Genomic DNA, 24,321 nt, shown 5'->3' with positions numbered 1-24,321 from the left:
TCACTGACCCACGAGCCCCGTCTTGCGGCCGACATAATAAGCGCCCGCCACAGCCGCCAGATTCGCAATGACCGCAGCGCCCAGAATTCCGGCATAGCCGAACAGCCAGACCCCCAGCCAGGCCAGCGGCACATAGACCGCAAAGATCCGCATCAAGCTCAGCCCCATGGACCAGAGCGCCTTGGACCGGGCATTCATCGCGGCATTTGCTGTCACCAGGACGCCGTAGCCCAGAAAACTCCAGCTGACGACGCGGAGATATTGCGCGGTCTTCTGCGCCGCTCCCTCGTCCGAGGCGATCAGCCCGGCGATTGAAGGCGCCAGAACCGTCAGGAGAAGCGCGACAGCCAAGCCGTAACCGATACAGAATTGCCAGGACCGCCAGACCGCCAGCCGCGCACGATCCCGTTCATCTGCACCCCAGTTCTGACCGACGACCGGTCCGATGCCCGCAGAAAGGGCCAGCAGGGGTACCAGCGCGACCGACTGCACACGCTGAGCCGCCCCCAGCCCAGCCACAACCGTATCGCCCAGCGTGGCAGCAGCTGCGGTGACCATCGCCATACCGGCGGGGTTGATCGCATTGGAGAAGGCCGCCGGCAGTCCGACCCTGACGACTTCGCGTATTGAGCTGACAATGCCATCGGCGAATTCCTGCGGAGGACGAATAACGCCAATCCGCAGCGCATAAGTGAAGGCTCCCACCAAGGTCAGGACGCGCGCCAGAGCCGTCGCAAGCGCCGCGCCCGCCGTGGACATCTCAGGCACAGGACCGAGTCCGTAGATCAGGATCGGGTCCAGCGCGATATTGAGCACCGCAGCAACCAGCATGATCACCGCCGAGGTTGCCCCGTCGCCATGGGCCCGAAACACCGCATTCAACAGCGCCATGCCGACCAGAAAAGGAAACGACAGGGCCCAGAATGGCACATAGGATTGCGCCTCGTCCAAGACGGCGCCCCCTGCTCCCATGAGAGAGAACAGCGAGGCAGCACCTAGATAAAACAGGATCGCGACCAGCACCGCCACAACCATACCCAGAACAATCGCATGCACCGAGAGCCTGTTGGTCTCTGCCTCGCTGTCGCCCCGGCCCAGGCTCTGGGAAATCGCCGCATTGGCTCCAGCGGACAGGCCGATGGACAAAGACGTCACCGCCGTGGTCACCGGGTAAATGAACCGGCGGCCGCCAGCGGAGCCTCCCCCAGCTGCCCGAGGAAATACGCGTCTGCCAGTCCAACGCTCAACACGCCCAAAATCCCCAAGGACATTGGAGCGGAGACCGCAGCAAGAGCGCGCGAAACAGTGCCCTGTGTTAAATCCTTCTGCGCCACGGGCCTTCTCCTCGGGTTGGGTAATAGCGGCAGCGCAGGAAACTGCGCCATAGCAGGCAAAACGCCTGAGCCTCTTGATGGTTCCACACTGGATGGCAAGACGTCGGCTCGCCAGCGTCGGCACGGTCTCCCCTTGCCCAAACCCCTGTTTGGCTTAACTTTCCTGGAACACCGCCTAGAAGTAATATGAAGGATCCTGCGCCGTGAATGCACCACGCCTACCGGAAGAGCTGCTGCATCCGCGCCCCGATGGGCTTTATTGTCCTGCTGGTGATTTCTACATTGATCCGGTCCGCCCGGTGCCCCGCGCGCTGATCACCCACGGCCATGCTGACCATGCCCGCGCGGGGCATGGCACGGTCTGGGCCAGCCCGCAGACATTGGACATCATGGCGATCCGCTATGGCGACGCGTTTTGCGACACATCGGTTCCAGTCGATGATCGCACGACGATCGCGGGTGTCGGCGCGACATTCACACCGGCCGGCCATGTCCTTGGCTCCTGTCAAATTACCGTGGAGGACGGCAACACGGCCATTACCGTCTCCGGCGACTACGCGCGGGTCGATAACCCTGCCTGTGCACCGTTTCAGCTCGCGCCATGCGATGTTTTCGTGACCGAAGCCACCTTTGGGCTGCCAGTGTTCAATCACCCGGACCCCCGGTCCGAGATCGAAAAACTGCTCCGCTCCGTTGCTGCTCAGCCGGAGCGATGCCATCTTGTGGGTGCCTATGCGCTCGGCAAAGCGCAGCGTGTCATTGCGTTGTTGCGCCAGGCAGGCTGGGATCGGCCGATCTATATCCATGGCGCACTTCAGCGCCTGTGCGACTACCACATCGCCCAGGGCATTGATCTCGGCGAATTGCGCCCGGCCACCACCAAGGAGGGCAAGGCCGCCTTTAAGGGGCAGATAATCCTCGGCCCTCCTTCGGCCTTTGCCGCGGCCTGGGCGCAGCGGTTTCCTGATCCGGTGATCTGCTTTGCCAGTGGCTGGATGCAGGTCCGCGCCCGCGCGCGGCAGCGCGGCGTGGAGCTGCCATTGATACTGAGCGACCATGTCGACTGGCCAGATCTCACCCGAACCATCAGGGAACTCGCCCCGAAACAGGTCTGGGTGACCCATGGCCGCGAGGATGCTTTGGTTCGCTGGTGTGAGCTGAACCAGATTGCCGCCCGTCCCCTGCGGCTGGTCGGCTATGAGGAGGAGGCAGATTGATGCAAGCCTTCGCAGACCTTCTGGAGCAGCTCGCCTTTACCCCGTCTCGCAACGGTAAGACGGCGCATCTGCTCCATGCCTTTCAAGCCATGCCGGACCCTGAACGCGGATATGCACTCGCAGCGATTACGGGTGATCTATCACTCCGCAATGTGACGCCTTCGCTGTTGCGCGGTCTGGTGGCGGAAGAGACTGACCCAGAACTTTTCCGCCTCTCCTATGATTTCGTGGGCGATCTGGCGGAGACCGTCGCCCTGATCTGGCCGCGCTCAGACGGCGAGGCATATCTGTCCTTGACCGAGGCGGTAACGGAGCTGTCCGAAACCGCAAAGGCCCAGCTTCCGGCACTGATCATCCGCCGCCTGTCGCAGATGACACCGTCGCAGCGCTATGCCTACCTGAAGCTGGCCACCGGCGGGCTGCGCGTTGGCGTGTCCGCCCGACTGGCCCGCAACGCCCTGGCACAATATGGCGAGGTCGATGTCGCGGAAATCGAGGAGCTCTGGCATGGGCTGACGCCGCCCTACCTGCCACTGTTTTCCTGGCTCGAAGGGGGTGACAAACCAAAAAGCCTTGCCGCCGCGCCGTTCCGACCGGTTATGCTGTCCACAGGTACAGATCTGAACGACCTTTCCAGCCTCTCTCCCCGCGACTTCATTGCAGAATGGAAATGGGACGGTATCCGCGTGCAGGCCGTGAATGACGGCGGCACCCGGCGGCTCTATTCACGCACCGGAGAGGATATCTCAGGCGCTTTTCCCGACGTCATTGAAGCGCTGAACTTCAACGGCACGCTCGATGGCGAATTGCTGGTTAAGCGCGACACCATCATCGCGCCCTTTGGTGATTTACAGAAACGGCTTGGTCGCAAGAAGGTGGGCAAAACCATGCTGGCAAGCCATCCCGCCGCGCTGCGCGCCTACGACCTGCTGTTCTGGGAGGGTGAAGATCTGCGATCTTGGACATTGGATGAACGCCAGGCCCGGCTGCATCGCTGTGTTGCGGACCTGAACGATCCGCGTATCGACATCTCTCACCCGCTCACCTTTGGCACATGGGAGGATCTGGCAGTTCTTCGCGCCAACCCACCCGAAGGCGTAATCGAAGGCGTCATGATCAAACGGCGCGACAGCGCCTACATCGCGGGGCGCAAACGCGGAAACTGGTTCAAATGGAAACGCGATCCTATGCTGGTCGATGCCGTCATGCTCTATGCGCAGCGCGGCCACGGCAAACGCTCAGGCTACTATTCCGATTTCACCTTCGGCGTCTGGGACGGCGATAAGCTGGTGCCCGTCGGCAAAGCCTATTTCGGGTTCACCGATTCCGAGCTGAAGGAACTGGACCGCTTCGTGCGCAACAACACGACGGACCGGTTCGGCCCAGTCCGCGCGGTGAAGCCCGAATTGGTCCTGGAAGTGGCCTTTGAAGGTCTAAATGAATCCAGCCGTCACAAAAGTGGTCTGGCCATGCGGTTTCCCCGTATCAATCGCATTCGGACCGATAAACCAGCGTTAGAAGCGGGAACATTGGAGGAGCTTCGGAGCTTTCTTTAAGACTAGATAAGCAAATCGGAATAGCCACAGATGCCGCCCTCAGTTGGCGCCTACATACGAAAGCGAGTTCGATATCATGAGCAAGCAGTCCATGGCCTATCTTACACTGGCCCTTGCCCTAGCCTTTGCCGCCGCGCCGCTGATAACCGACCCGTTTACCGGCTATACAGCTGATCAACTGCCCTATCCACAGCCCGACCCGGTCATTCAACCCATCGGTCCGGCCTTTTCAATCTGGATCGTGATCTACATCTGGCTGATCGTTGGGGCCGGATTTGGCGCGTTTCGCGCGCCGGAGGGCTCAACATGGCATGAGATGCGAAAACCCCTCTCTATCAGCCTGGCCATCGGGGTGTGCTGGCTTTGGGTTGCGAACAGCTCACCCATCCTTGCCACAATCCTGATCATCGCGATGACAGTCACCGCGATTCTGGCTATGCGCCGCGCAGGCCGCAACAAACGGGTCTGGAAACGCGGTCCTGTAGGGCTCTATGCCGGATGGCTGACCGCAGCATCAGCGGTATCCATCAGTATCATTCTTCCAGGATATGGGTTGGTGAACCCGCAATTGGCGGGCGTAATCTGTCTGACGGCGGCGCTGGCGGTCGGGCTTTTGGTCCAGGCAGACAGCCCCTCAGCCTGGACTTACACCGTCGCAATCTGCTGGGCCATCGGCGGGATTATCATTAACCAATGGGGAAGCGATAATTGGCTCATTATTGCTTTGGCAGGTCTCGGCTGGATCGCTCTTGCACTGCGCGGCCTGTCCGGTGCCGGGTTGATAAATACTACTGAGTAGTATAATCTCCATAGTCACCCACAAGAGCCTCAGGTGCGCAAATGAGTGTAAAAGCTTCCATCTCCCTGACCGAAGCACAGGACGACTTTGCCCGCACATTGGTGGCAGAAGGGCGATATGCAAGCCTCAGCGCGGTGTTGCAGCAGGGTCTGGAACTGCTGCGCGAAGAAACGGAAGCCCGCCGCGCCGAGACATCCGCCCTGCGTGCATTGATCGCCGAGCGCCGCGACGGCTCCTTTGTCAGCGGTACTGAGGGGCGTCGAAGGACCGCCGATCTTCTGGCGCGCAAACGGGCAGAACATGGTCTTTCGGGTTGATCGCGCCGAGGCGATTGATCAGGATCTTGACGCGATATTCGACTTTCTCTTTGATGCGGCAATCGGCTTTGGCGAGGATCCGGACACCGCATTCAGCAGGGCAGCGGCCCGCCTGAACGAGATTGACGCGGCCATTGAGGCACTGGGCAACGCCCCGCACCAGGGCACCCTGCGCAGCGATATCGCTCCGGGACTGCGCAGCGTGACAAAGGGGCGCGCCATCCTCTATTTCGACCTGAACGAAGCCGAACAGCAGCTACGCGTATTGGCTGTGTTCTTTGGGGGTCAGGATCATCAACGCCGGATGTTGCTCCGTGCGCTCCGCCACGAGCAAACGAACCTGATGCCCTGATCAGGCGCCAATCTGATCATGATTTGTCAGGCACTCGGAATGATCCCGCAAAACCTCCAGCACCCGGCACTCGGCAACGGTTCCCCCGGCACACTCACGGATCATGCGCTGTAATTCAGTCTGCAAGGCCTCCAGCCGGGCAATCCGATCAGCGACGTCTTTCAGCTGTCTCTGCGCGATGGAATCTGCATGAGAACAGGACTGACCCGGATGATCCGCGAGGTTCAGTAACTCCCGGATTGCCTCCAGACCAAAGCCAAGTTGTCGCGCGTGACGGATGAACGAAAGCCGGTCCAGATCACTCTCGCCATAGCGACGCTGCCCGCCTGCTGTGCGCCCCGCTTCCGGCATAAGGCCAATCTCTTCGTAGTAGCGAATGGTCTGCACCTTCGTGCCTGTCCGCTTGCCCAATGTCCCAATTGTCAGCATCTATCACCCGTCTAAAATCTACATATTATGTAGGTTTTTGCGATAGGCTGGGCAACCATTCTGATATGGAAAAGGGGCCACCAATGGCAGCCCCTTCCAGACCGATATTATCGACGTCGCGACTTAGGCCGCCACTTCGCCGGGCCGCTTGCCCAGAATGATCATACTCAGCAGGTCATCATCGGTGACATCATCAATATCGACGGTGCCAACCAGCTGACCGTTCTTCATGACCGAAGCCCGGTCGCAAAGCTCCATCACCGCATTCACATCGTGATCAATGAGGAAAATACCGATACCCTGCGCCTTCAGCTGCTGGATCAACTCGGCAACCATCTGCGTTTCATGCGGCCCAAGGGCGGCTGTCGGTTCATCCATGATCAGGATCTTGGCGTTGAAATAGACCGCCCGCGCGATGGCAACCGACTGACGCTGACCGCCCGAGAGAGCCGAAACCGGTTCCGAGAATTTTTGAAAATTCGGGTTCAACCGGTTCATGATCTTGCGACATTCGGCCTCCATGGCGGAATCGTCCACCAGACCAAACGGGGTAACCAGCTCGCGACCCAGGAACAGGTTGGAGGCCGCATCCAGATTATCCGCCAGCGCCAATGTCTGATAGATCGTCTCGATGTTATGCGACCGCGCATCACGCGGATTGGTGATCTCAACCTTATCGCCATTGACCCGGATTTCGCCGGAATCCATCTGGTAGGCACCCGACAGCACTTTGATCAAGGTGGATTTCCCGGCACCATTATGGCCGAGCAATCCAACAACTTCGCCGGGATAGAGATCAACGCTGACGTGATCCACAGCCTTGATCCCGCCAAAGGAGATCGAAATATCTTTCATCTCGACCAGCGGCGTGGCGCCTGCGGCGCGCAACTCTTTTGCAGTGCTCATATCCGGGCCCCCACGCGTTTGCGGTAAAGAATATCGATCCAGACGGCTGCGACCAGCACGGTGCCCACGACGATGTTCTGGAACGGTGCGTCGACACCGACCATGGCCATCCCCGACTGCAGGCTCTGCATAATCAACGCCCCGAGGATGGCGCCATAAATCGTGCCAAACCCACCGGACAGTGCAGTGCCGCCAATCACGGCCGCCGCAATAACGCGCAACTCATCCAGAGTCCCGATATCATTGGAGTGATTGGCAAGACGGGCCGAGGCCACAACCGCTGAAAGCGCACAGAGAAATCCCATCAGGGCAAAGATCTTGACCGTCAGCAGACGGGTGTTGATGCCGGACAGCTCGGCGGCATCCGGGTTGCCACCGGTGGCAAAGATATAGCGGCCAAACCGGGTGCGGCGGGCGATAATCGTCATAATCACGGCAGTTGCAATCAGGATCAGCACCGAGATTGGCAAGCCATAACCGACAACCAGCCCCTCAGGCATGGTTTCGCCTTCTGCTTCCATCATTCGCGCCAGACGGCGCGCCGGGATCTGATAGGCATTCAGCACGGCCACAAAGCCAAGGATCGACGCCGCAATCGCACCTGCGATCACCGCTTCCGCCCAGGCGGGTTTCACCGGGAAACCATGGCCCTGTTTGCCGCGGCGGCTGTTCCACAGGGCAACCAACGCCAGAGCCGTGGCTACGATTCCGACGGCCCAGCTGAGCGTAGTGCCCAGCGTGCCCGAGGTGCCCCCGAAGATTAGGAACCTGCTGTCAAGCGGGCCAATGGTCTGCCCGTCGGTCAGATACCAGGCAACGTTACGCCAGACCAGAAAACCACCCAGGGTCACGATAAAGGCGGGAATGGTCAGGAAACCTACCATCCATCCCTGAAAAGCCCCAATCAGGGTGCCGATCGTCAGGCCAACCACCACGGTTATGATCCAGGTTGCCGGGTGGTTGAGTCCAAGCCCCAGCATATCCGGTAGCACATCGGTCTGCACGACAGCCATCACGGCCGAGCAGGTCGCCAGCAACGCACCGACGCTCAGGTCGATGTGGCGTGTCACGATCACAAAGACCATGCCCGTGGCCATGATCGCCACAGAGACCGTCTGGATGGTGAGGTTGAAAATATTGCGCGGCGTCAAGAAACGTCCATCCGTCAGGATGTTGAATCCAATGCACAAGATGACAAAGGCACCGATCATTCCCAATAGGCGGACGTCCAGTTCCAATTGCTGGAACAGGCCACGCTTGTTTTGTTCGGGGATCGGCTGAGACGTGGTTTCGGTCATATCCGAACTCCAGTGATCAGCGGTAGTGAAAGGGGGACGCGCGCCCGATCCAATCGGGACCCTCTGAGGGCGCGCGCCGGTTTAGAAAGAAGTAGCCGAGAAACTCTCAGCAGCTGCTTAGTTGCAGGGCGCAGGACCGTTGGTCACACCCTGGCACAGCGCCTCCTTGGTGATCCAGCCGGCATCGACAACAACCGACAGGTTGTCAGCGGTCACCGGGATCGGCTCCAGGAACCGCGCCGTCAGCTCGGTGCCCGCTGGGGACGTCCAGGCGGCACCGCCCGCGACATCACCCATGGCAGCGCCTTCGGCCATTTCCACCGCGATTTCAGCGGCGGCCTTGCCCAGATCACGAGCGTCTTTCCAGACGGAAACGGTCTGCGTGCCTTTGGCAACACGGTTCAGCGCAGCGTGGTCGCCATCCTGACCGGACACCGCGATACCTTCCATGCCCTGCGCGGTCAGCGCGGCGACAACACCACCGGCGGTGCCGTCATTGGAGGCAACAACGGCATCGACCTTGTTGTCATTTGCGGTCAGGATCTGTTCCATATTGCGCTGAGCGTTGGCCGGCAGCCAGCCATCGGTATAGGCTTCGCCAACGATCTTGATATCGCCGCTATCGATTGCCGCCTGAATGACCTCTTGCTGGCCACCGCGCAGGAAATCCGCGTTGGGATCGGTGGGCGAGCCCTTGATCATCACATAGTTGCCGCTCGGCTGGGCCTCAAGCACGGCCCGGGCCTGCATCCGCCCCACTTCGACATTGTCGAAAGTGAGATAGAAGGCACGGCTGTCTTCAATCAGGCGATCATAGGCAACAACGGGGATACCTTCGTCCGCCGCCGCCTGAACAGCCGGGCCAATCGCCTGAGCGTCCTGGGCCAGAACGATCAGCGCATCCACGCCCTGTGCAATCAGGCTTTCAATGTCCGCAAGCTGCTTGGCCGACGACGACTGTGCATCTGCCGATACATAGGTCGCACCTTTCGCTTCCAGCGCAGCCTTGATCGCCGCTTCGTCGGTTTTCCAGCGCTCTTCCTGGAAGTTCGACCAGCTGACGCCAACGGTCACATCTTCGGCAAGGGCCATGCTCGCGGTGGCGGCAAAGGCAAGTGCGGAGACTCCACTCAAGAATTTCATTGTTTTCCTCCCTCGGGTCGTTGCGGGCTGCTGCGGCAATCGGGTTCCCCCACGCCACATGCCCGTCCTGATATCCCTAACATTATTTTTTTTGAAACTCAAATTAAATAATGTATCATGAGGCCAGATATCTTGTCGGGCGGCGCTTTCCTGCGATAAGTCGCCTGATAATAAGGGGGAAATACGGTGGTTAAATCGGACAGGCTTTCACATTCCGGCGAACTGCGTGAAAGCAGTCGCCTTCAGGTATTCGATACCATCCGGGCCGCAGGGCAAATCGCACGAATCGATATCGCTCAGGCCACCCGCATCAGCCCCGCCACCGTCACGGCGATCACCGCCGAACTGCTGGCCGCAGGGCTGATCGAGGAAGTCAGCCCGGATACAGCGCGCGGTGCCAAACGCGGCCGCCCACGGGTCGCCCTCAAAATCTGCGGCAGCGCCCATCGAATCGCCGGGCTGAAATTGTCGCATCACGCCATCACGACCCTGATCACCGATTTCGAAGGCACAGAGCTGGTCAGCCACGAAATGCCCCTGCGTGGCGGTCAGATGTCGCCAGAGGCCCTGTGCGAGAAAATTGTCGAAGCCCTGGACCAGAGCTGCGCCAAGGGCGGGTTCACCCGCGCGCACATCTCCGGAGTTGGCATTGGCATGGCCGGCGTTATGGATGCCGAGCGCAATTTCATCTACTGGTCATCGTCGCTCAACGTGCGGAATATCGATCTTGGCAGCCTTCTTGGCAGCTATCTGAGCATGCCGGTGTTTATCGACAACGACGCCAATCTGGTCGCCAAGGCTGAGCATCTCTTCGGTGAAGGTGACACCCGCAGCAACTTTGTCGTGGTGACCGTCGAACATGGTGTCGGCATGGGCATCGTCATCGACAATCAGATATATCGCGGCGCGCGGGGCTGCGGCGCAGAATTTGGCCATATCAAGGTGCAGCTCGAAGGCGCGCTGTGCCAATGCGGCCAGCGCGGCTGTCTGGAAGCTTACGTCGGCGACTACGCCCTGCTGCGCGAGGCGAATATCACCAGTGGCGTCGAACGGCACAAGGATCTCGCCTCGCTTTATGCTGCCGTCGGTGACGGCGACACCATGGCGCAATCCATCCTTGACCGCGCCGGGCGCATGTTTGCCATGGGACTGGCCAATATCGTCAATATATTCGACCCGCAGATGATCGTTTTGGCGGGTGCGCAGCTGGCCTTTGGCTACCTGTCCTCCGACAAAGTGGTGGAGGAAATGCGCCGCTGGGTGGTTCAGGTGGACGGCCCCCTGCCCGAAGTGCGCGTCCATGGCTGGGGCAACAAGATGTGGGCAAAAGGGGCCGCCGCCTATGCGATTGAAGAAGTCTCCGCACTGACCATCCGCGAAGTTGCCAGCCATGCGGGATAAACTCTCATATATCCTCGCGCCGATCTGGCTCCTGCCGCAGATCGCGCTGGCGGACATCCCCGAGCCTCCGGTGTTCCGCTCCCAACCAGTTCCCGCACATGTCTATGATGGCGGTTGGGAGCATTTCGTGGGTGGGGGGCTCGCCTCGCTGGATTGCAACGACGATAAATTCCCTGATCTGGTGGCGGCGGGCGGCAGCAACCCGGTTCAGCTGATGATCAACCAGAGCGAGGCACCAGGCGCCACGCTGCGGTTTGCAACCGCTACACCGGCCGCCCTCGCACAGACAGGTGTCACCGGCGTCTACCCGCTCGACATTGATGGTGACGGTATTCTCGATCTTGCCCTGCTGCGCCTTGGCGCGGATCAGCTGCTGCGTGGAACCGGAAACTGTCAGTTCGAACCCTTCGATGGTCTGGGGTTTACCAGTGGTGACCACTGGACCACCGCGTTTTCGGCCACCTGGGAGCCGGGCGCTCAGCTGCCGACGCTTGCCTTTGGCACCTATGTCGACCGAAGCGACCCCGAGGGTCCGTTTGAGGCCTGTGACGACACACTGCTGTATCGGCCCGATGGTGACCGCTACGGCCCGGCCATCCGGCTCCAGCCAGGGTACTGCGCGCTGTCCATGCTGTTCACCAATTGGCACCGAAGCGTTGGGGGAAGCGCCCGCGGTCGGGCCGATCTTCGGATCAGCAACGACCGACATTACTATGTCCGGGGTGGGCAGGAGCAGATGTGGAAAATGACCACGCCGCCAAGGCTCTACCAACAGGACGACGGCTGGCTGCCCTTTCACCTCTGGGGGATGGGGATAGCGTCTCGCGATCTGAACGGTGACGGGTTTTCCGATGTCTACCTCACCTCGATGGGAGATCAGAAACTACAGCTGTTTGATCCAAGCGGCACCGGCCCCGCCTACCGCGATGTGACTTATGATTACGGCACCACCGCCCACCGCCCAACCAGCGGCGGTGACGGGCGACCATCCACCGGGTGGCACGCGGATTTTGGCGATGTGAACAACGATGGGCATGACGATATCTTTGTCACCAAGGGAAATGTCGAACAGATGCCCGATGCCGCCATGCGCGACCCGAATACCCTGTTGATCCAAGGGGCAGATGGGCGTTTTGCCGACATGGCCACCGCTGCGGGTATTGCCAGCATGGAACGTTCTCGCGGCGCCGTGCTGCGCGATCTCAATCTCGATGGGCAGCTTGACCTTGCCGTGATCAACCGGCGCGCGCCAATGGAACTCTACCAGAACACCACCAGCCCATCCGGAAACTGGCTGAGCCTGTCACTCAAGGGCACTGCCCCGAACACGCAGGCAATTGGTGCCTTCGTCGAGCTGGACACAGGCATAAGGATACACACCCGCGAGGTCACTGTCGGCGGCGGCCATGCGGGCGGCTCGGCCGGGGATCTGCACTTCGGTCTGGGAGAGAGCGATGATCTGCGGTTGCGCATTATCTGGCCGGATGGGGAAACCACAATCTGGCAAGAAATCACGCCCAACCAGCATCTTACCCGAACACAATAAACTCCTGGACCGGTAGATCAGCGTTCCACCGGCAGGCCCGATGGAACGCTATCCGGCACCCCAAGCCGCCCCTTGGCTGCGGCGCTGTCGGTCAGCGCTTCCAGAAAGGCCACGAGATCGGCAATATCCCCGTCACTTAGCGCAATCGGATCCAGATCATTCGCCGCCGCGATACGCTCCAGCTCGACCGGATCATCCATGACGGCCCAATCCGACACCCCATCAAGACCGGGCAAGACCGCCTGGCTGCGATCATAAGACATCAGCGCCGCGACGGGATCCAGATGGTGACGCACAACAGCCTCCAAAGTGGCATAGGCGCCGTTATGCCCATAGGGCGCTGTCAGCGCGACATTGCGCAGCGACGGGGTGCGAAAGCGGTAAGCGTCATCCGGGTTTCCTGTCACCCGCAACCGCCCCTCGTCGCGGGCGTGGGTTTCAAATCGGGCGGCCTTGCCCGGACCAAGCTGCGGCATCGCGATTGCATGAAACCTATTGTCCGTCTGCAACCAGCCTGTATGGCACTGGCTGCATCCGGCGCCCCCGTAGAAAAGCTCCTGCCCCCTTGCTGCTGTGGTGGGCAAGGCCTCTCCATACAGCTGAGCACGATCAAACGGGCTGTCATCAGCCCGCCATTCAAACCGGATAAACGCCGCCAGCATATTGCCGATATCGGTAAAGCGGATGGGTTCTGCCGCTCCCAGGACCTCATCGAAACGCTGCCGATATTCGGGGATCTCTGCGACCCGGCCCGCGATGATATCCCATGCCCCACCGGGATGGCTCAGCTGACCCAGACGTACCGCGCGCGAGACATCATTTTCGCCGTAGTGGCCGGCCATCTCATCTGCCGAAAGCACCGGAAACATCGCCTGTGCGGCCAGCGCGGAATCGAATCCTGCGACCATGTCACCTTCCAGCGGCGTGCGGATACCCGACCCATATGCGGGGTCAGCCTCCAGTCGGCCGTCGTGGAACATCACATCCATATCATCAGCGCCAAGATTCCAGAGCGCGGGCGCGTTACGTGGAATACGCTGTTCAGGACGGTTGTCCGGATCCGCGCGCCGCTCAGGGCCAAGCGTGGTTGCGCCCTCGCCCAGCGACAGGGAGACGCCGTCACCTGTGCCAAACCGTGGATGATGGCAGCTAGCGCAGCTGATGTTGCGGTTGCCCGATAGAATGGGATCATAAAACAGCAGTTGGCCCAGCTCGACCTCTGCCTGTATCTGCGGGGTAAAGCTAGGCCGCGGCCCCAGATCCAAATTCATGGACTGTTCCTCAGCGCTACCAGCACAGGCGAAGGTCGCGTTCGTTATGCAGATCGCAATCGCGCCACACAGGCGATATCGACGCCGGTATTCAGCCATCTTGCTCCCTCTCCGCTACGGAAAATTTCAGCAGCAACTTCTGGCGATACGGATGACCGGGGTCCACCAGAACACTCGGGAAATGGGGCTGATTTACCGCATCCGGCAAACCCTGCGGCTCGATACAGACGGCAGAAAATGGTGCCAACCCCTGTCCATCCCGCGCGGCGCAGGAACTGTTCAGATGGCTCGCCGTGTAAATCTGCGCACCCGGTTGATCCGAGAAAACCCGCATGACAACACCATTGGAGGCGCCAAGCTGGGCCACCTCGCGCATATCACCCGAAGCGTTCGGGGGGAAATTCACATGGATATCCGTGCCAAGCCGCTCTGGATCCAGCGCGGCAAAGCTCCGGCCAGCGCGATAGTCAAATCTGGTACCGCTAGTTGGTGCAATTTCGCCCGTAGGCACCCCATCCCGGCGCAGCGGCAGATAGCTCTCGGCGCTGCTGTGCAGGCGGTGCCCCCAGATATCGCCCTTGATACCAAGCGTATAATAGTTGTGCTGCGCCAAGCTAATCGGGGTGAGTTGGTCCACCGAAGCTGTCATGTCATAGCTGACCGTTGTGCCGGACACGGCAATCCTAAGCCGGATATCGGCACCGCCCGGATAGCCGTTTTCACCATCCGCGGAGAAGTGGCGCAATTCAACCGCCCCGGCCCCCAGCCGCCGCATATCCCAGAACACCCGTCCAAGCCCCTGCGCGCCGCCGTGAAGCTGGTTGCTCCCTTCATTGGCATTAAGAGAAACCTCGCGACCCGCGAGGTGGAAACCCGCCCCGCCAATCCGATTGGCCACCCGGCCAACAATGGCACCCAGATAATACGGATCCCCCAGATAGGCCGTCATATCGGCATATCCCAGCACCATGGGTTGCCAGGTTTCACCATCGCGCAGATCCAGCCAGGCCGTTATAGCGCCAAGGTTCATCACCCTTAGCCGCAGATGATCATTCTCCAGATCGAGCCAACGCAATCTCTCGTCAGCATCGTCCCGCAGATGCGAGTGCTGCTGTAAGGCTCTGGAGCGAGGCTGGCTGGATGATGGCATACAGGGGCGTCCTTTGGGTGCAGAACCCCGGAAGTCCTGGTGATGATATTTATTTCACCGATCAAATTAATACGCCGAACGGCGGCTGTCAATTCAACTGTTCGGCCGCATCACCAGCTCGGGAACGCTTGTTCAGCCTGGCTGCCGATCTGCATACCCCATCTTTAGAACGCCCCAGCATGACTTTGTTTACGACAAAATCTTGCCACGAATTTGAATCAAATCTTAGGAAAGGCGGACGAGATCGCAGCCAGAAAATCGGCCAGCGACCCTGTCGACATAAATGTCGACACCGCGAGGCTGAAAATCGGGGTAAGGCATGAGCGACATTACGAATTTTGACCACCTGCGCGCGCCATCAGGCGGCGGTCAGGCGGCAGAACCGCGCTTCGATATTTATGCAAGGATCGGAAAGCGCCTTCTTGATATGTCACTTGCGCTGGCTCTTCTGCCCGCCCTCGCCCCGGTTATCGCGCTCCTCTGGCTCATCAGCCGACGCGATGGCGGGCCAGGGTTCTTCGGTCATACTCGTATCGGCAAGGACGGAATACCCTTCACCTGCTGGAAAATCCGTACCATGATCCACGGCGCGGAGGATATTCTGGCCGAGCATCTCAAGTCGGACGCCCAAGCGGCCAGCGAATGGGCCCGCGACCGCAAGCTCAGCCGCGATCCACGGGTCACGGGCTTTGGCCTGTTCCTCCGCCGCAGCAGTCTCGATGAGCTGCCACAGATCTGGAACGTGCTGCGCGGTGATATGAGCTTTGTCGGGCCGCGCCCGATCGTGCGCTGCGAACTGCACAGATATGGTCCAGCCGCTTCTGCATATCTGAGCCAAAGACCGGGAATCACCGGGCTGTGGCAGGTATCAGGTCGCAACGATGTCAGCTATGCAGATCGGGTCTCCTTTGACGTTGATTACCTGAAGCGGCGGACATTCGGCTTTGATATCAAACTGATCCTGCTGACCGGCCGCTCAGTCATTGCGCGCACCGGACGGTAAACGGGCCATTAAGCCCTCTGCGGTAACGTTCAGCCAACGGCGATAGGGATCAGAGTCTGCACCAAGGGTGACAGCCGCGGCAGATTATGCTCCCTAACTGCAAAAGCGGGACCAACAGAATGCACGACAGCAATACCGATGCTTCGACACTCAGCCATATATCGCAGGGCCGCGGCCGCCTGGCGCTGATTGGCGTGTTCTGGTCCTTCGTCAACATCATGGTCAGCAACGGCTTGACCGTGGTTGTGTTCCTGGTGACCTCTCTATTGCTGGAGCCCGCCGATTTTGGCGCCGTGGCTCTGGCCACCTCGATCGTCATCTGGGTCATGACATTGGTGCCGCTGCCGCTTGGAGACGCCATCATTCAACGCAGCAACCTGAGGCAGAGCCATCTGGACAGCGCATTCTGGCTGACGATGGTGATCGCACTTGCCACTATTGCGATCCTGGTTCTCTGTGCGCCGATGATCGCGTCCTGGACCAAACTCGAGGCACTTGCGATCATATTGCCAGTGCTGTCGCTCCGTATCCTGTTTGTATCACTTGGAAATGTTCCCGCAGCACTGGTGAACCGGCGGATGGAGTTTCGTCATATTGCGTTGCGGACAACCCTTGCAAATGGGCTGGGCGCGGCAGGTTGCCTGCTGCTCGTGTTGCAGGGGTATGCCATCTGGGCACTGGTCTGGGCACAGGTCATTACCGCGATTGTCGGCTGCGTCGTCTCCTACTGGGCCGCTGGCTGGCGCCCTGGGCTACAGCTCTCGAGGGCCGCTTTGACGGATCTGCGCGGCTTTACCCTGTTGACGATGGGTGGCCGGATGATCGAACCGACCAAGATCAACCAGATCCTGCTCGGGATCGTCGCCGGCCCAGCAGTGCTCGGCATCTTCTTTTTCGCCCGCAGAATGTGTGAAATCCTGCAGGAGCTTACCATTGGCACACTCTTGCCTGTCACAAGGGTCCTATTTGCCAGTCTGCAAACTGAAAAAGAACAACGGCGGGAAGCGTTTATCCTCAGCAGCTTCGCCGCTGCAACCGCCGCCTTGCCGCTGTTCATCGGCTTCATCATTGTGGCCCCGACGGCGATACCCTTCGTCTTTGGCAGCAAATGGCTCGCTGCGATCTACCCGCTCCAGTGTTTTGCAATGCTCAGCCTGATGATGAGTATCGGCGTCATGCAGGCCTCTTTGCTCAGGTTCTCCGGTCATGCACGTTGGTGGTTCGGATTTGAATGTGTCGTCAGCCTGTCTGGATTTGCAGCGATCCTGCTGCTGGCCCCGGAGGGTCTGAACAGGATCATGTCCGCATTGGTTGGCATTTCCTTCTTGCTCTGGCCGGTCGCCACGCGCAAAACTCTGAAAACCCTCGAAATCTCGGCGACAACCTATATCTTCGATGCACTGCGCCCCGCGCTGATTTCTGTCTCAATGATGTCCATTGGGCTCTTCGCGCTACGTGAGTTGGGGCCGCCGATGTATGGCACCCCACAGCTTATGGCTCAACTTGCGGTCGCAATCCCCACCTATCTGATCATGATCCTCCTCGTGGGCGGCGACCGCTTGCAGCAAATCCTGGGAAAGATCCGCAACAGAAGAGATCGCGATCCGGTTGAACCTGGCGCTCACCAGTAGACGTTTCCACCGGCGGCTGCCGTCAGCATTCTGATTTGCACCCGCATCTCAAGTCGCAGGCCTACCGGCCTTCGCAGCCAAACTATGATCCGCAGCACCTTTCCAGCCGACGCCAGCCATCTCATGACGCCATGTCGAGGTTTCGAGGAGCTAGGCCGTTCGGTGCGCGCAGCGGACAAAAGCCGGTACCATGGTCAAAGGCGATACGGTGCAGCATCGGACACTCAGGAAGCAGAGGCTGCCTTGCCGCCCAGAACCATGGAAACCGCTGAAAGAGCCGCGCGGTATTGAAGCAACACCCGCCCATCTGCTTTGACAGGCTTCCGGTTGGCACCGCTCCCACCGCAGGGGTGCCAACAGACCGCGAGCCAGCTCAGGATCGTCGCCCCGTCAGGATCAAACATCCGCTGGTCGTTCGCACGCTGATGGGCAGCGGACAATGGATGCTCCAGACTGAATGATCTCAATCGGGTGCTGCACCACAACCCGGCATGATAGGGATCTGGATCGTCAAACCTGCTTTGCGCCGCCCCGCAACAAACCACTTCAATCAACCAGAGTTGGCGTTAGCGTGTCATCCTTGCGACCTCGCTGATTGCGGGAAACTCAGATCACGGAAACGCTGCCGGACTGCAAACCATCCAGCTCAGGAATGACCCAAAGATCCGACACGGGGCCATCACAGGCAGCAACAGCAGACATCAAAGACGAGAGCCACCACTCAAAGGAGTGGCGGCTCTCAAGCATTTGGTGGAGCTACTCTCGGACTCGCCGGCCCCGCTTGGACACCCAGTGACGCCCGCGCCTCCAGAGCAGTCTAAGTCAGCGCCCTAGGCCGCAGCCGTATAACTGTGGTGCTGCGCGCTCTGCACGGGCTGGCGGCCAGCATCTCCAGTCTGAAAGGCTGTGACCAGCCGCGACAGATTGGTTGTCTCATGGTCCAGCGAACTGCAGGCGGCGGCGGTCTCCTCGCACATGGCGGCATTCTGCTGCTGGGCAGCTTCCAGTGTGCTCATCGCGCCATTCAACTCCGAAATGCCCCTGGATTGCTCGTCGGCCTGTTTGGCAATATCGCCAACATGTTCCGAAATGCTGCCAATGGCATTCATAATGGTCTCCAGAGAGGAATTGGTCCTGCCGACCAGATCCACGCCATGGGCCACCTGCGCTGCGGAGGCGGTAATCAGCTTCTTGATTTCTAGCGCCGATTCAGACGAACGCAGCGCAAGACTACGGACTTCGGCGGCAACAACCGAGAACCCGCGACCCGCTTCGCCAGCCCGCGCGGCTTCAACACCGGCGTTCAGGGCAAGCAGGTTTGTCTGAAACGCGATATCGTCAATCATGCCGGTGATCCGGGTGATCTGCTCAGAGGTGGCGGCAATCGAATCCATCGCATCAACCGTCTCCCGGGCAACCGCGGAGCTGTTTGTTGCACTCTGATTCACGGATGTGACCAATGCCTCAGTTTCGCGCGCGCCGCTGGCGACATGCTGGACGTTCTGCGTGAGTTCGCTCAGCGACGCCGCAGTCTCTTCCAGCTGAAGCGCGGATTGTTCTGTGCGCTGCGACAGATCGTTGGTTGCCGAGGAAATCTCCGTCAATCCGGTATCGATCGAACGTGCCGAGTCATTGACCGAGGTGATCAGCTTGCTCAACTGTTCAACAGTATTGTTGAAGTCCTGGCGCAGCCCCTCATACTGGCTGGGCATTTCATCGTGGATTTTGACATCCAGCCGCCCGGAAGCCAGCTGTTGCAAATTCTGGGCAAGGGCCTGAACAACCGCCTGCTGCTGCTGCTGATCGCGCAGCTGATTTGCTTCCAGCTCCTCCTTGGATGCCAAACCCTGGCGCAGGGTCTCGATGGACAGGGCCATCGCCCCGATCTCATCCTTACGCTTTGGAATATCAACGGGTTGATGCACCTTCCCGGCGGTAAGATCCTTCATGACCCCAAGCATTCGCCCCAGGGGACGCCGGACAAGCGAGCGCACCGAGAAGAAGATGGTGGCCAGCGTCAGCGCCAGCAAGAGAACATTGGCGATCAGCTGTTCGTAGATGCTTGCCTTTACCGGGTTGACGAAGACATGGCGTGGCACATCCAAGACGACAACCCAGGTCTTGTTCATGCCGTAAGCGGTGAAAGGAAAGAACAGGCGTGTCGACCCATCAGCGCGATCCGAAACAATCTGCACCTCTCCGGTTTCGACAGCGGCCTGGAAATCTGCCACCTCGTCCCCTTCAAAGGCCTGAATCAGCATTTCCGGGTCAGGATGTGACAACCATTTGCCGCCCTGGCCCAGCAGCATCACACTGCCGCCTTCATAAACCGACAGCCCCCGGACAAAATCACCGAGATTATCGAGCACGATATCGACACCGGCAACACCGACGATCTGGCCCTGTGCATTCACAGGCACCGACACCGATGTCAGCAGGCGGTTTTCATTTGAGAGATAAGGTTCGGTGATGACACTCTCGCCACTGTCGATCGGCAGGCGATACCACTCGGATGTGTCATTGGGATCAACGTTGAACGTCTCGAAATTCAGCCCGCCGGACTCCGCTTTGGTCCAGTAGGCGGCAAAGATACCATCGGCATTTCGCCCCTCTTCACCGGTAATGAAATCTTCGGTGGCGCCGTCCGGAATCGCTGACATCCAGGAAGAGAATACAAGATCATAGCGGCCGGGGACGCCTTCCATGATCTTGATCAGATCGGCGGTGGTTGCCTCGCCATCTTCGATATATCCGGATAGCGCGCCGCCTAGTGCCGCCGCAGCTGAGGTCGCTTCGACCAGTTGAGACGACAGGCTTTGCGCGATATCCGAGGCACGCTGCGACGCGCCCTCCAATACCCGCTCCCTGACCTGTGCAGATTCATTGAGGGCCGTAAATACGCTGAAGCAGAGCATCAGCCCGGTAATTGCAACCGTGGTCGCGGCAAGTAGCTTGCCTGATATTGTGTTGAACAGAGCTGGCATTCATATCTCCACTTGGAAGGCTCGTCTTGCACAACCTCTCGCATATTCGCCTGAACAAAGTGTTGACCCACCGCGCCGGGGGCAGTCCCCCAACCGGTTTACCCGGCAGTTTTCAATTAGATTGAAGATATATTTTAGGCCAGCCCCGAACGAGGACTGGCCGCCGCGCAGCAAAGCGAGAGACAGATCTCTAGATCGGGGCCGTCGCCGCCGACAACCACCGGCCCGCTGCATCGCTGACCAAGGGCGATAACCGCTGCAGCACATCCTGATGATACGTATTCAGCCAACAGCGTTCGTCCTCACTCAGATCTGCCGGGATCAGCATGTCGGTTTGTATTGGTGCAAGCGTCATATTGCGAAAGCTGAGGAACCCATCACTTTCTTCAATAACCTCAAAGATGTTCTCAATCCGGATGCCAAAACGCCCGGCCTCGTAATAGCCCGGCTCGATCGACACAACCATGCCAGGCACCAGATCCACCGGATTATAGGGCTTGCCGATGCGTTGCGGGTGCTCGTGCACCGAGAGCCGATGTCCGATGCCATGACCGGTGCCATGGTCGTAATCCAAGCCGAGGTCCCAGAGCGGTCGCCGACAGATCGCATCTATATGATGGCCCTGCGTACCCCGGGGAAACCGCAGCGTGGCCAGCGCATGGAACGCGCGAAACACCGCCGTATACGCCTGGTCATAGCCGTCGGGGCGCATCCCGAAGGCATAGCTGCGCGTGGCATCGGTGGTCCCGGTGTCATACTGGCCGCCGCTGTCCAGCAGATAGGGATTCTGTGGCATTATCGGAGCATTACGCCCGTTGGTGGCCGCGTAGTGGCACATTGCAGCATTGCCTGCCGCGGCTGAGATCGTCTGAAAGCTCTCGGTCAGAAAACCCGGACGCGCCTGTCGGCAGGACAGGATCTGTGCTTCCGCCTCACGCTCGGTCACCGGCTCACCAGCCGCCGCGCGAGCAGGCACCGTCTGCGCCAACCAGGCCGAGAACTCGACCCAGGCCACCCCGTCTTCCAGATGGCAATCATGCAGACCGGCGATTTCGACCGGATTCTTAACGGATTTGGTCCGGGTCAATATACTGGCCACCGCAGCCGCAGTCGCCCCGGCGTCGGCAATAGTATGACGCACCGCAACCGGCGAAAAATCCGGATCAAACAGGATCCGTTCTCCGGCGTTGCATCGGTTTTGAAGAGCGCCCAGAAACTGCGAGACTGGCTGGGCGGTCACGATGTCCGGCAGGTGATCCTTGACCTCATCATCCAGCTTGGCCGGATCAACGAACCAAGTGACCGTCCCGTTTCTCTCGGCAATGAGAAAGGACTGCGGCATCGGGTTGAAGGCCACGTCATCCCCACGCACGTTCAGCAGCCAGGCAATATTGTCAGGTTGTGTCTCAACCAGACATGCGGCGTCCTGCTCGCTCAGATATGCTGCAAGATCCGCACATTTCTCGGCACTGCTCCGCCCGGCCCATTGCATCGGAAAAACGCTGATCCGCCCGGTCGGCGCTGGCGGCTGGTCCGACCAGATCGCATCCACCGGATTGTCGCCTTGCGGCAACATCGTCGCACTGGCCTGCACAGCGGATGCGGCAAACCGATCGAACCAGCCGGGTGGCAGGTGCATCGGGTCGAACCCGATCTGCCAGCCTGCCTGCGCAACCGCGCCCAGCCAGTGTTCCGGTGGCTGTTCAAAAATGTGAAGCCGCGAAAACAGCGGTCCTGAGCATTCATTTGCGACCTGCACGGTGTAGCGGCCATCCACAAACACGGCGACGGTCTCAGCCGTGATGATGGCCATCCCGGCCGATCCGGTAAAACCTGTGACATAGGCAAGGCGTTCGTCATGGGGAGCCACATATTCCCCCTGATGCGCGTCGAACCGGGGCAGAATGAAGGCATCCAGATCGCGGGCACGCAGCTCGCGGCGCAGATCGGCAATGCGGGCGGCGGCAGGGGAGCCGCTCAACATGTCATCCATTTTGATTGATCTCTTCCGCAAGATGGCAGGCGACCTCGCCACGGTCGCCAAGAGGACGCAGGTGCGGGACATCCCGCCTGCAAATTTCCGAAGCGTGGGCGCAGCGCACATGGAACGGGCACCCTGGCGGCACGTTCAGCGGCGACGGCAGCTCTCCCTCCAACCGGATCGCATCCCCTTTGTCATCGGGATCAAGCGACGGGGCCGCACTCAGCAACGCCTGTGAATACGGATGCGCCGGATTGGCAAACAGGCGCTCGCTGTCGCCGATTTCCACGATGCGGCCGAGATAGATCACTGCGACACGGTGGGAGACATGGCGCACCAGCCGCAAATCATGGGCGACAAACAGGATGGTCAGATCCAGCTGCTCCTGCAGCTCCAGCAGAAGATTCACCACCTGCGCCTGAACCGAGACATCCAGCGCCGATACCAGCTCATCGGCGATCAGCACCTCAGGCTCCACCGCCAGCGCACGGGCAATGGCAATCCGCTGACGCTGGCCACCGGAGAACTCATGCGGCAGTTTCTGCGCCGCATCTGCGGGCAGCCGCACCAAATCCAGCAGCTCCGCGACTCGTGTCGGGATCTCGTCGGAGGGGCGCATCTTATGGACCTGCAAGGCTTCGCTCAGGATCTGACCGCAGGTCATACGCGGGTTGAGCGACGAATAGGGATCCTGGAACATCATCTGCACGCGCCGGTTATAGCTGCGGTCGCTGCGCGCGCCGTCGGCGAATATATCCTGCCCATGGTGGCGAATGCTGCCACCCTGCGGCTCGTAAAGCCGGACGATGCAGCGCGCCAATGTCGATTTTCCGCACCCCGATTCTCCGACAACACCTAGGGTTTCTCCCTTCCTCAGCGCCAGGCTGACGCCGTTCAGCGCGCGTACGGCGCGACCGGGTTGCTTGCGCATCACATCAATCAGGCTGCGCGGCAGATGAAACGTCAGGCTGAGATTGTCGATCTCCATCACCGGATCAGTCATGCCACCTCTCCCTGGACCGCGGGAACCGGATTGAAACAGGCCGCGCGACGCCCGGCACTGATCGCCTCCAACTGCGGGCGCGCATTCAGGCAGGCCTCAGTCCGTGCGTCGCAACGGGGCGCATAGGCGCAGCCTCGGGGCAGCATCTCCAGACTAGGTGGCGTACCCGGCACAGAGTAAAGCGGCGTCCGTGGCGGCACATCCTGTGGCACCGACTGCATCAATCCGGCCGTATAGGGATGGCGCGGCGTGCGCAGCACCTGCCGCACCGCCCCCTGCTCGACGATCCGCCCAGCATACATCACCGCAACATTCTCGCAGGTCTGCGCAACGACCCCCAGATCATGAGTAACGAGGATCACGCCCATGTTCATCTCTTCAGACAGGCGCAGGATCAAATCAAGGATCTGCGCCTGAATGGTGACATCCAGCGCTGTGGTCGGTTCATCCGCCAACAAAAGCTTCGGCTGCGCCGCCAGCGCAATGGCAATCATCACCCGCTGCCGCATCCCGCCCGAAAACTGATGCGGATAATCCTGCAACCGAGAGGCAGCCGCCGGGATACCGACATGATCCAGCATCTCGACCGCCCGGTCCCGACGCGCCGCACGCGGCAGATCGGTATGTGCCTTCAGTGTCTCGGTCAGCTGCAGGCCCACGGTCAATAGCGGGTTGAGCGACGTCATCGGCTCCTGAAAGATCATTGCAACCTCACCGCCGCGCACCTGGCGCAGCTGCCGATCCGACAGGCGGGAAATATCCCGCCCCTGCCAGCGCACCTCGCCTGTGACCTCTCCATGGCGACGGGTCAGCCCCAGGATCGACCTGAGCGTGACGCTCTTCCCCGAGCCGCTTTCGCCGACAAGCCCCAGAACCTCACCCTGTCGCACATCAAAGCTGACATCGCGTACCGCAGGCAGCATCACACCGCCGCGTCGAAACGTCGTACAGAGGTTACGGACCTCAAGTATCGGCTGGGTCTCTTTCATGCTCATACTCT

20 protein-coding genes are annotated in these 24,321 nt (G+C 60.0%); 9 read left to right on the top strand and 11 right to left on the bottom strand.

Features of this window, described 5'->3' with window-relative positions; genetic code table 11:
• Complete coding sequence (locus tag VXL81_RS09100; RefSeq protein WP_416553887.1) at positions 1–1,155, bottom strand: MATE family efflux transporter; 1,155 nt, start codon at positions 1,153–1,155, stop codon at positions 1–3.
• A gap of 382 nt (positions 1,156–1,537) precedes the next feature.
• On the opposite strand from VXL81_RS09100, the gene VXL81_RS09095 reads away from it, so the two are divergent.
• From VXL81_RS09095 to VXL81_RS09075, 5 genes are all read left to right on the top strand, one after another.
• Complete coding sequence (locus VXL81_RS09095) at positions 1,538–2,551, top strand: ligase-associated DNA damage response exonuclease (protein WP_416553886.1); 1,014 nt, start codon at positions 1,538–1,540, stop codon at positions 2,549–2,551.
• On the top strand, positions 2,551–4,107 hold the full coding sequence (locus VXL81_RS09090; RefSeq protein ID WP_416553884.1) for a cisplatin damage response ATP-dependent DNA ligase: 1,557 nt from the start codon (positions 2,551–2,553) through the stop codon (positions 4,105–4,107). Before VXL81_RS09095 ends, VXL81_RS09090 begins: the two co-directional genes overlap by 1 nt.
• Positions 4,108–4,183: 76 nt before the next feature.
• On the top strand, positions 4,184–4,906 hold the full coding sequence (locus tag VXL81_RS09085) for a tryptophan-rich sensory protein (protein WP_416553882.1): 723 nt from the start codon (positions 4,184–4,186) through the stop codon (positions 4,904–4,906).
• A 41-nt stretch (positions 4,907–4,947) separates the two neighbouring features.
• Complete coding sequence (locus VXL81_RS09080; RefSeq protein ID WP_416548967.1) at positions 4,948–5,223, top strand: ribbon-helix-helix domain-containing protein; 276 nt, start codon at positions 4,948–4,950, stop codon at positions 5,221–5,223.
• Positions 5,207–5,575 (top strand): type II toxin-antitoxin system RelE/ParE family toxin, encoded by a 369-nt coding sequence (locus tag VXL81_RS09075; protein WP_416553880.1) that lies wholly within the window; start codon positions 5,207–5,209, stop codon positions 5,573–5,575. Before VXL81_RS09080 ends, VXL81_RS09075 begins: the two co-directional genes overlap by 17 nt.
• Here the strand turns inward: VXL81_RS09075 and VXL81_RS09070 are convergent, their stop codons facing one another.
• The 4 genes from VXL81_RS09070 to xylF form a co-directional block, all read right to left on the bottom strand.
• Positions 5,576–6,004, bottom strand: coding sequence for a MerR family transcriptional regulator (locus VXL81_RS09070; protein ID WP_416535399.1), 429 nt, complete (start codon positions 6,002–6,004; stop codon positions 5,576–5,578).
• A 123-nt stretch (positions 6,005–6,127) separates the two neighbouring features.
• Positions 6,128–6,910, bottom strand: a complete 783-nt coding sequence (locus VXL81_RS09065) for an ATP-binding cassette domain-containing protein (protein ID WP_416539534.1) — start codon at positions 6,908–6,910, stop codon at positions 6,128–6,130.
• A complete protein-coding gene (locus VXL81_RS09060) occupies positions 6,907–8,208 on the bottom strand; it encodes a sugar ABC transporter permease (RefSeq protein WP_340547580.1) in 1,302 nt (433 codons plus the stop codon). Before VXL81_RS09060 ends, VXL81_RS09065 begins: the two co-directional genes overlap by 4 nt.
• A 117-nt stretch (positions 8,209–8,325) precedes the next feature.
• Positions 8,326–9,351, bottom strand: a complete 1,026-nt coding sequence (xylF, locus tag VXL81_RS09055; protein ID WP_340547579.1) for a D-xylose ABC transporter substrate-binding protein — start codon at positions 9,349–9,351, stop codon at positions 8,326–8,328.
• A gap of 186 nt (positions 9,352–9,537) precedes the next feature.
• Between xylF and VXL81_RS09050 the strand changes: the two genes are divergently transcribed.
• Together VXL81_RS09050 and VXL81_RS09045 are read left to right on the top strand one after the other, a co-directional pair.
• Positions 9,538–10,752: an ROK family transcriptional regulator gene (locus VXL81_RS09050; RefSeq protein WP_340547578.1), complete on the top strand. Its 1,215-nt coding sequence runs from the start codon at positions 9,538–9,540 to the stop codon at positions 10,750–10,752.
• The gene (locus VXL81_RS09045; protein WP_416553878.1) at positions 10,742–12,298 is read left to right on the top strand and encodes a CRTAC1 family protein; all 1,557 of its coding nucleotides are present in this window, start codon (positions 10,742–10,744) and stop codon (positions 12,296–12,298) included. The genes VXL81_RS09050 and VXL81_RS09045 overlap by 11 nt, the downstream gene beginning before the upstream one ends.
• A 17-nt stretch (positions 12,299–12,315) precedes the next feature.
• Here VXL81_RS09045 and VXL81_RS09040 read toward each other — a convergent pair whose 3' ends face one another.
• Positions 12,316–13,569 carry a cytochrome-c peroxidase gene (locus tag VXL81_RS09040; protein ID WP_416553876.1) on the bottom strand — a complete coding sequence of 418 codons (1,254 nt, stop codon included), beginning with the start codon at positions 13,567–13,569 and terminating at the stop codon, positions 12,316–12,318.
• A gap of 91 nt (positions 13,570–13,660) precedes the next feature.
• Positions 13,661–14,719: an aldose epimerase family protein gene (locus tag VXL81_RS09035; protein ID WP_416553874.1), complete on the bottom strand. Its 1,059-nt coding sequence runs from the start codon at positions 14,717–14,719 to the stop codon at positions 13,661–13,663.
• Between the two features lie 319 nt (positions 14,720–15,038).
• Here VXL81_RS09035 and VXL81_RS09030 point away from each other — a divergent pair, with 319 nt between their 5' ends.
• Complete coding sequence (locus VXL81_RS09030; RefSeq protein ID WP_416553872.1) at positions 15,039–15,722, top strand: sugar transferase; 684 nt, start codon at positions 15,039–15,041, stop codon at positions 15,720–15,722.
• 119 nt (positions 15,723–15,841) lie between these two features.
• Positions 15,842–17,353: an oligosaccharide flippase family protein gene (locus VXL81_RS09025; RefSeq protein ID WP_416553870.1), complete on the top strand. Its 1,512-nt coding sequence runs from the start codon at positions 15,842–15,844 to the stop codon at positions 17,351–17,353.
• 830 nt (positions 17,354–18,183) lie between these two features.
• On the opposite strand, the gene VXL81_RS09020 is transcribed toward VXL81_RS09025, so the two are convergent.
• The 4 genes from VXL81_RS09020 to VXL81_RS09005 all read right to left on the bottom strand — a co-directional run bounded on the left by VXL81_RS09020 (position 18,184) and on the right by VXL81_RS09005 (position 24,316).
• On the bottom strand, positions 18,184–20,337 hold the full coding sequence (locus tag VXL81_RS09020) for a methyl-accepting chemotaxis protein (protein ID WP_416553868.1): 2,154 nt from the start codon (positions 20,335–20,337) through the stop codon (positions 18,184–18,186).
• 190 nt (positions 20,338–20,527) lie between these two features.
• Positions 20,528–22,330, bottom strand: a complete 1,803-nt coding sequence (locus VXL81_RS09015) for an aminopeptidase P family protein (RefSeq protein ID WP_416553866.1) — start codon at positions 22,328–22,330, stop codon at positions 20,528–20,530.
• Positions 22,323–23,321, bottom strand: a complete 999-nt coding sequence (locus VXL81_RS09010) for an ABC transporter ATP-binding protein (protein WP_416535386.1) — start codon at positions 23,319–23,321, stop codon at positions 22,323–22,325. Before VXL81_RS09010 ends, VXL81_RS09015 begins: the two co-directional genes overlap by 8 nt.
• Positions 23,318–24,316, bottom strand: coding sequence for an ABC transporter ATP-binding protein (locus tag VXL81_RS09005; RefSeq protein ID WP_416553864.1), 999 nt, complete (start codon positions 24,314–24,316; stop codon positions 23,318–23,320). Before VXL81_RS09005 ends, VXL81_RS09010 begins: the two co-directional genes overlap by 4 nt.
• Positions 24,317–24,321 lie beyond the last annotated feature (5 nt).

Origin of the sequence: Phaeobacter sp. JH204B (assembly GCF_048055755.1) — a bacterium.
GTDB lineage: Bacteria > Pseudomonadota > Alphaproteobacteria > Rhodobacterales > Rhodobacteraceae > Phaeobacter > Phaeobacter bryozoorum.
This window is presented reverse-complemented; position numbering and strand designations above follow the sequence as displayed.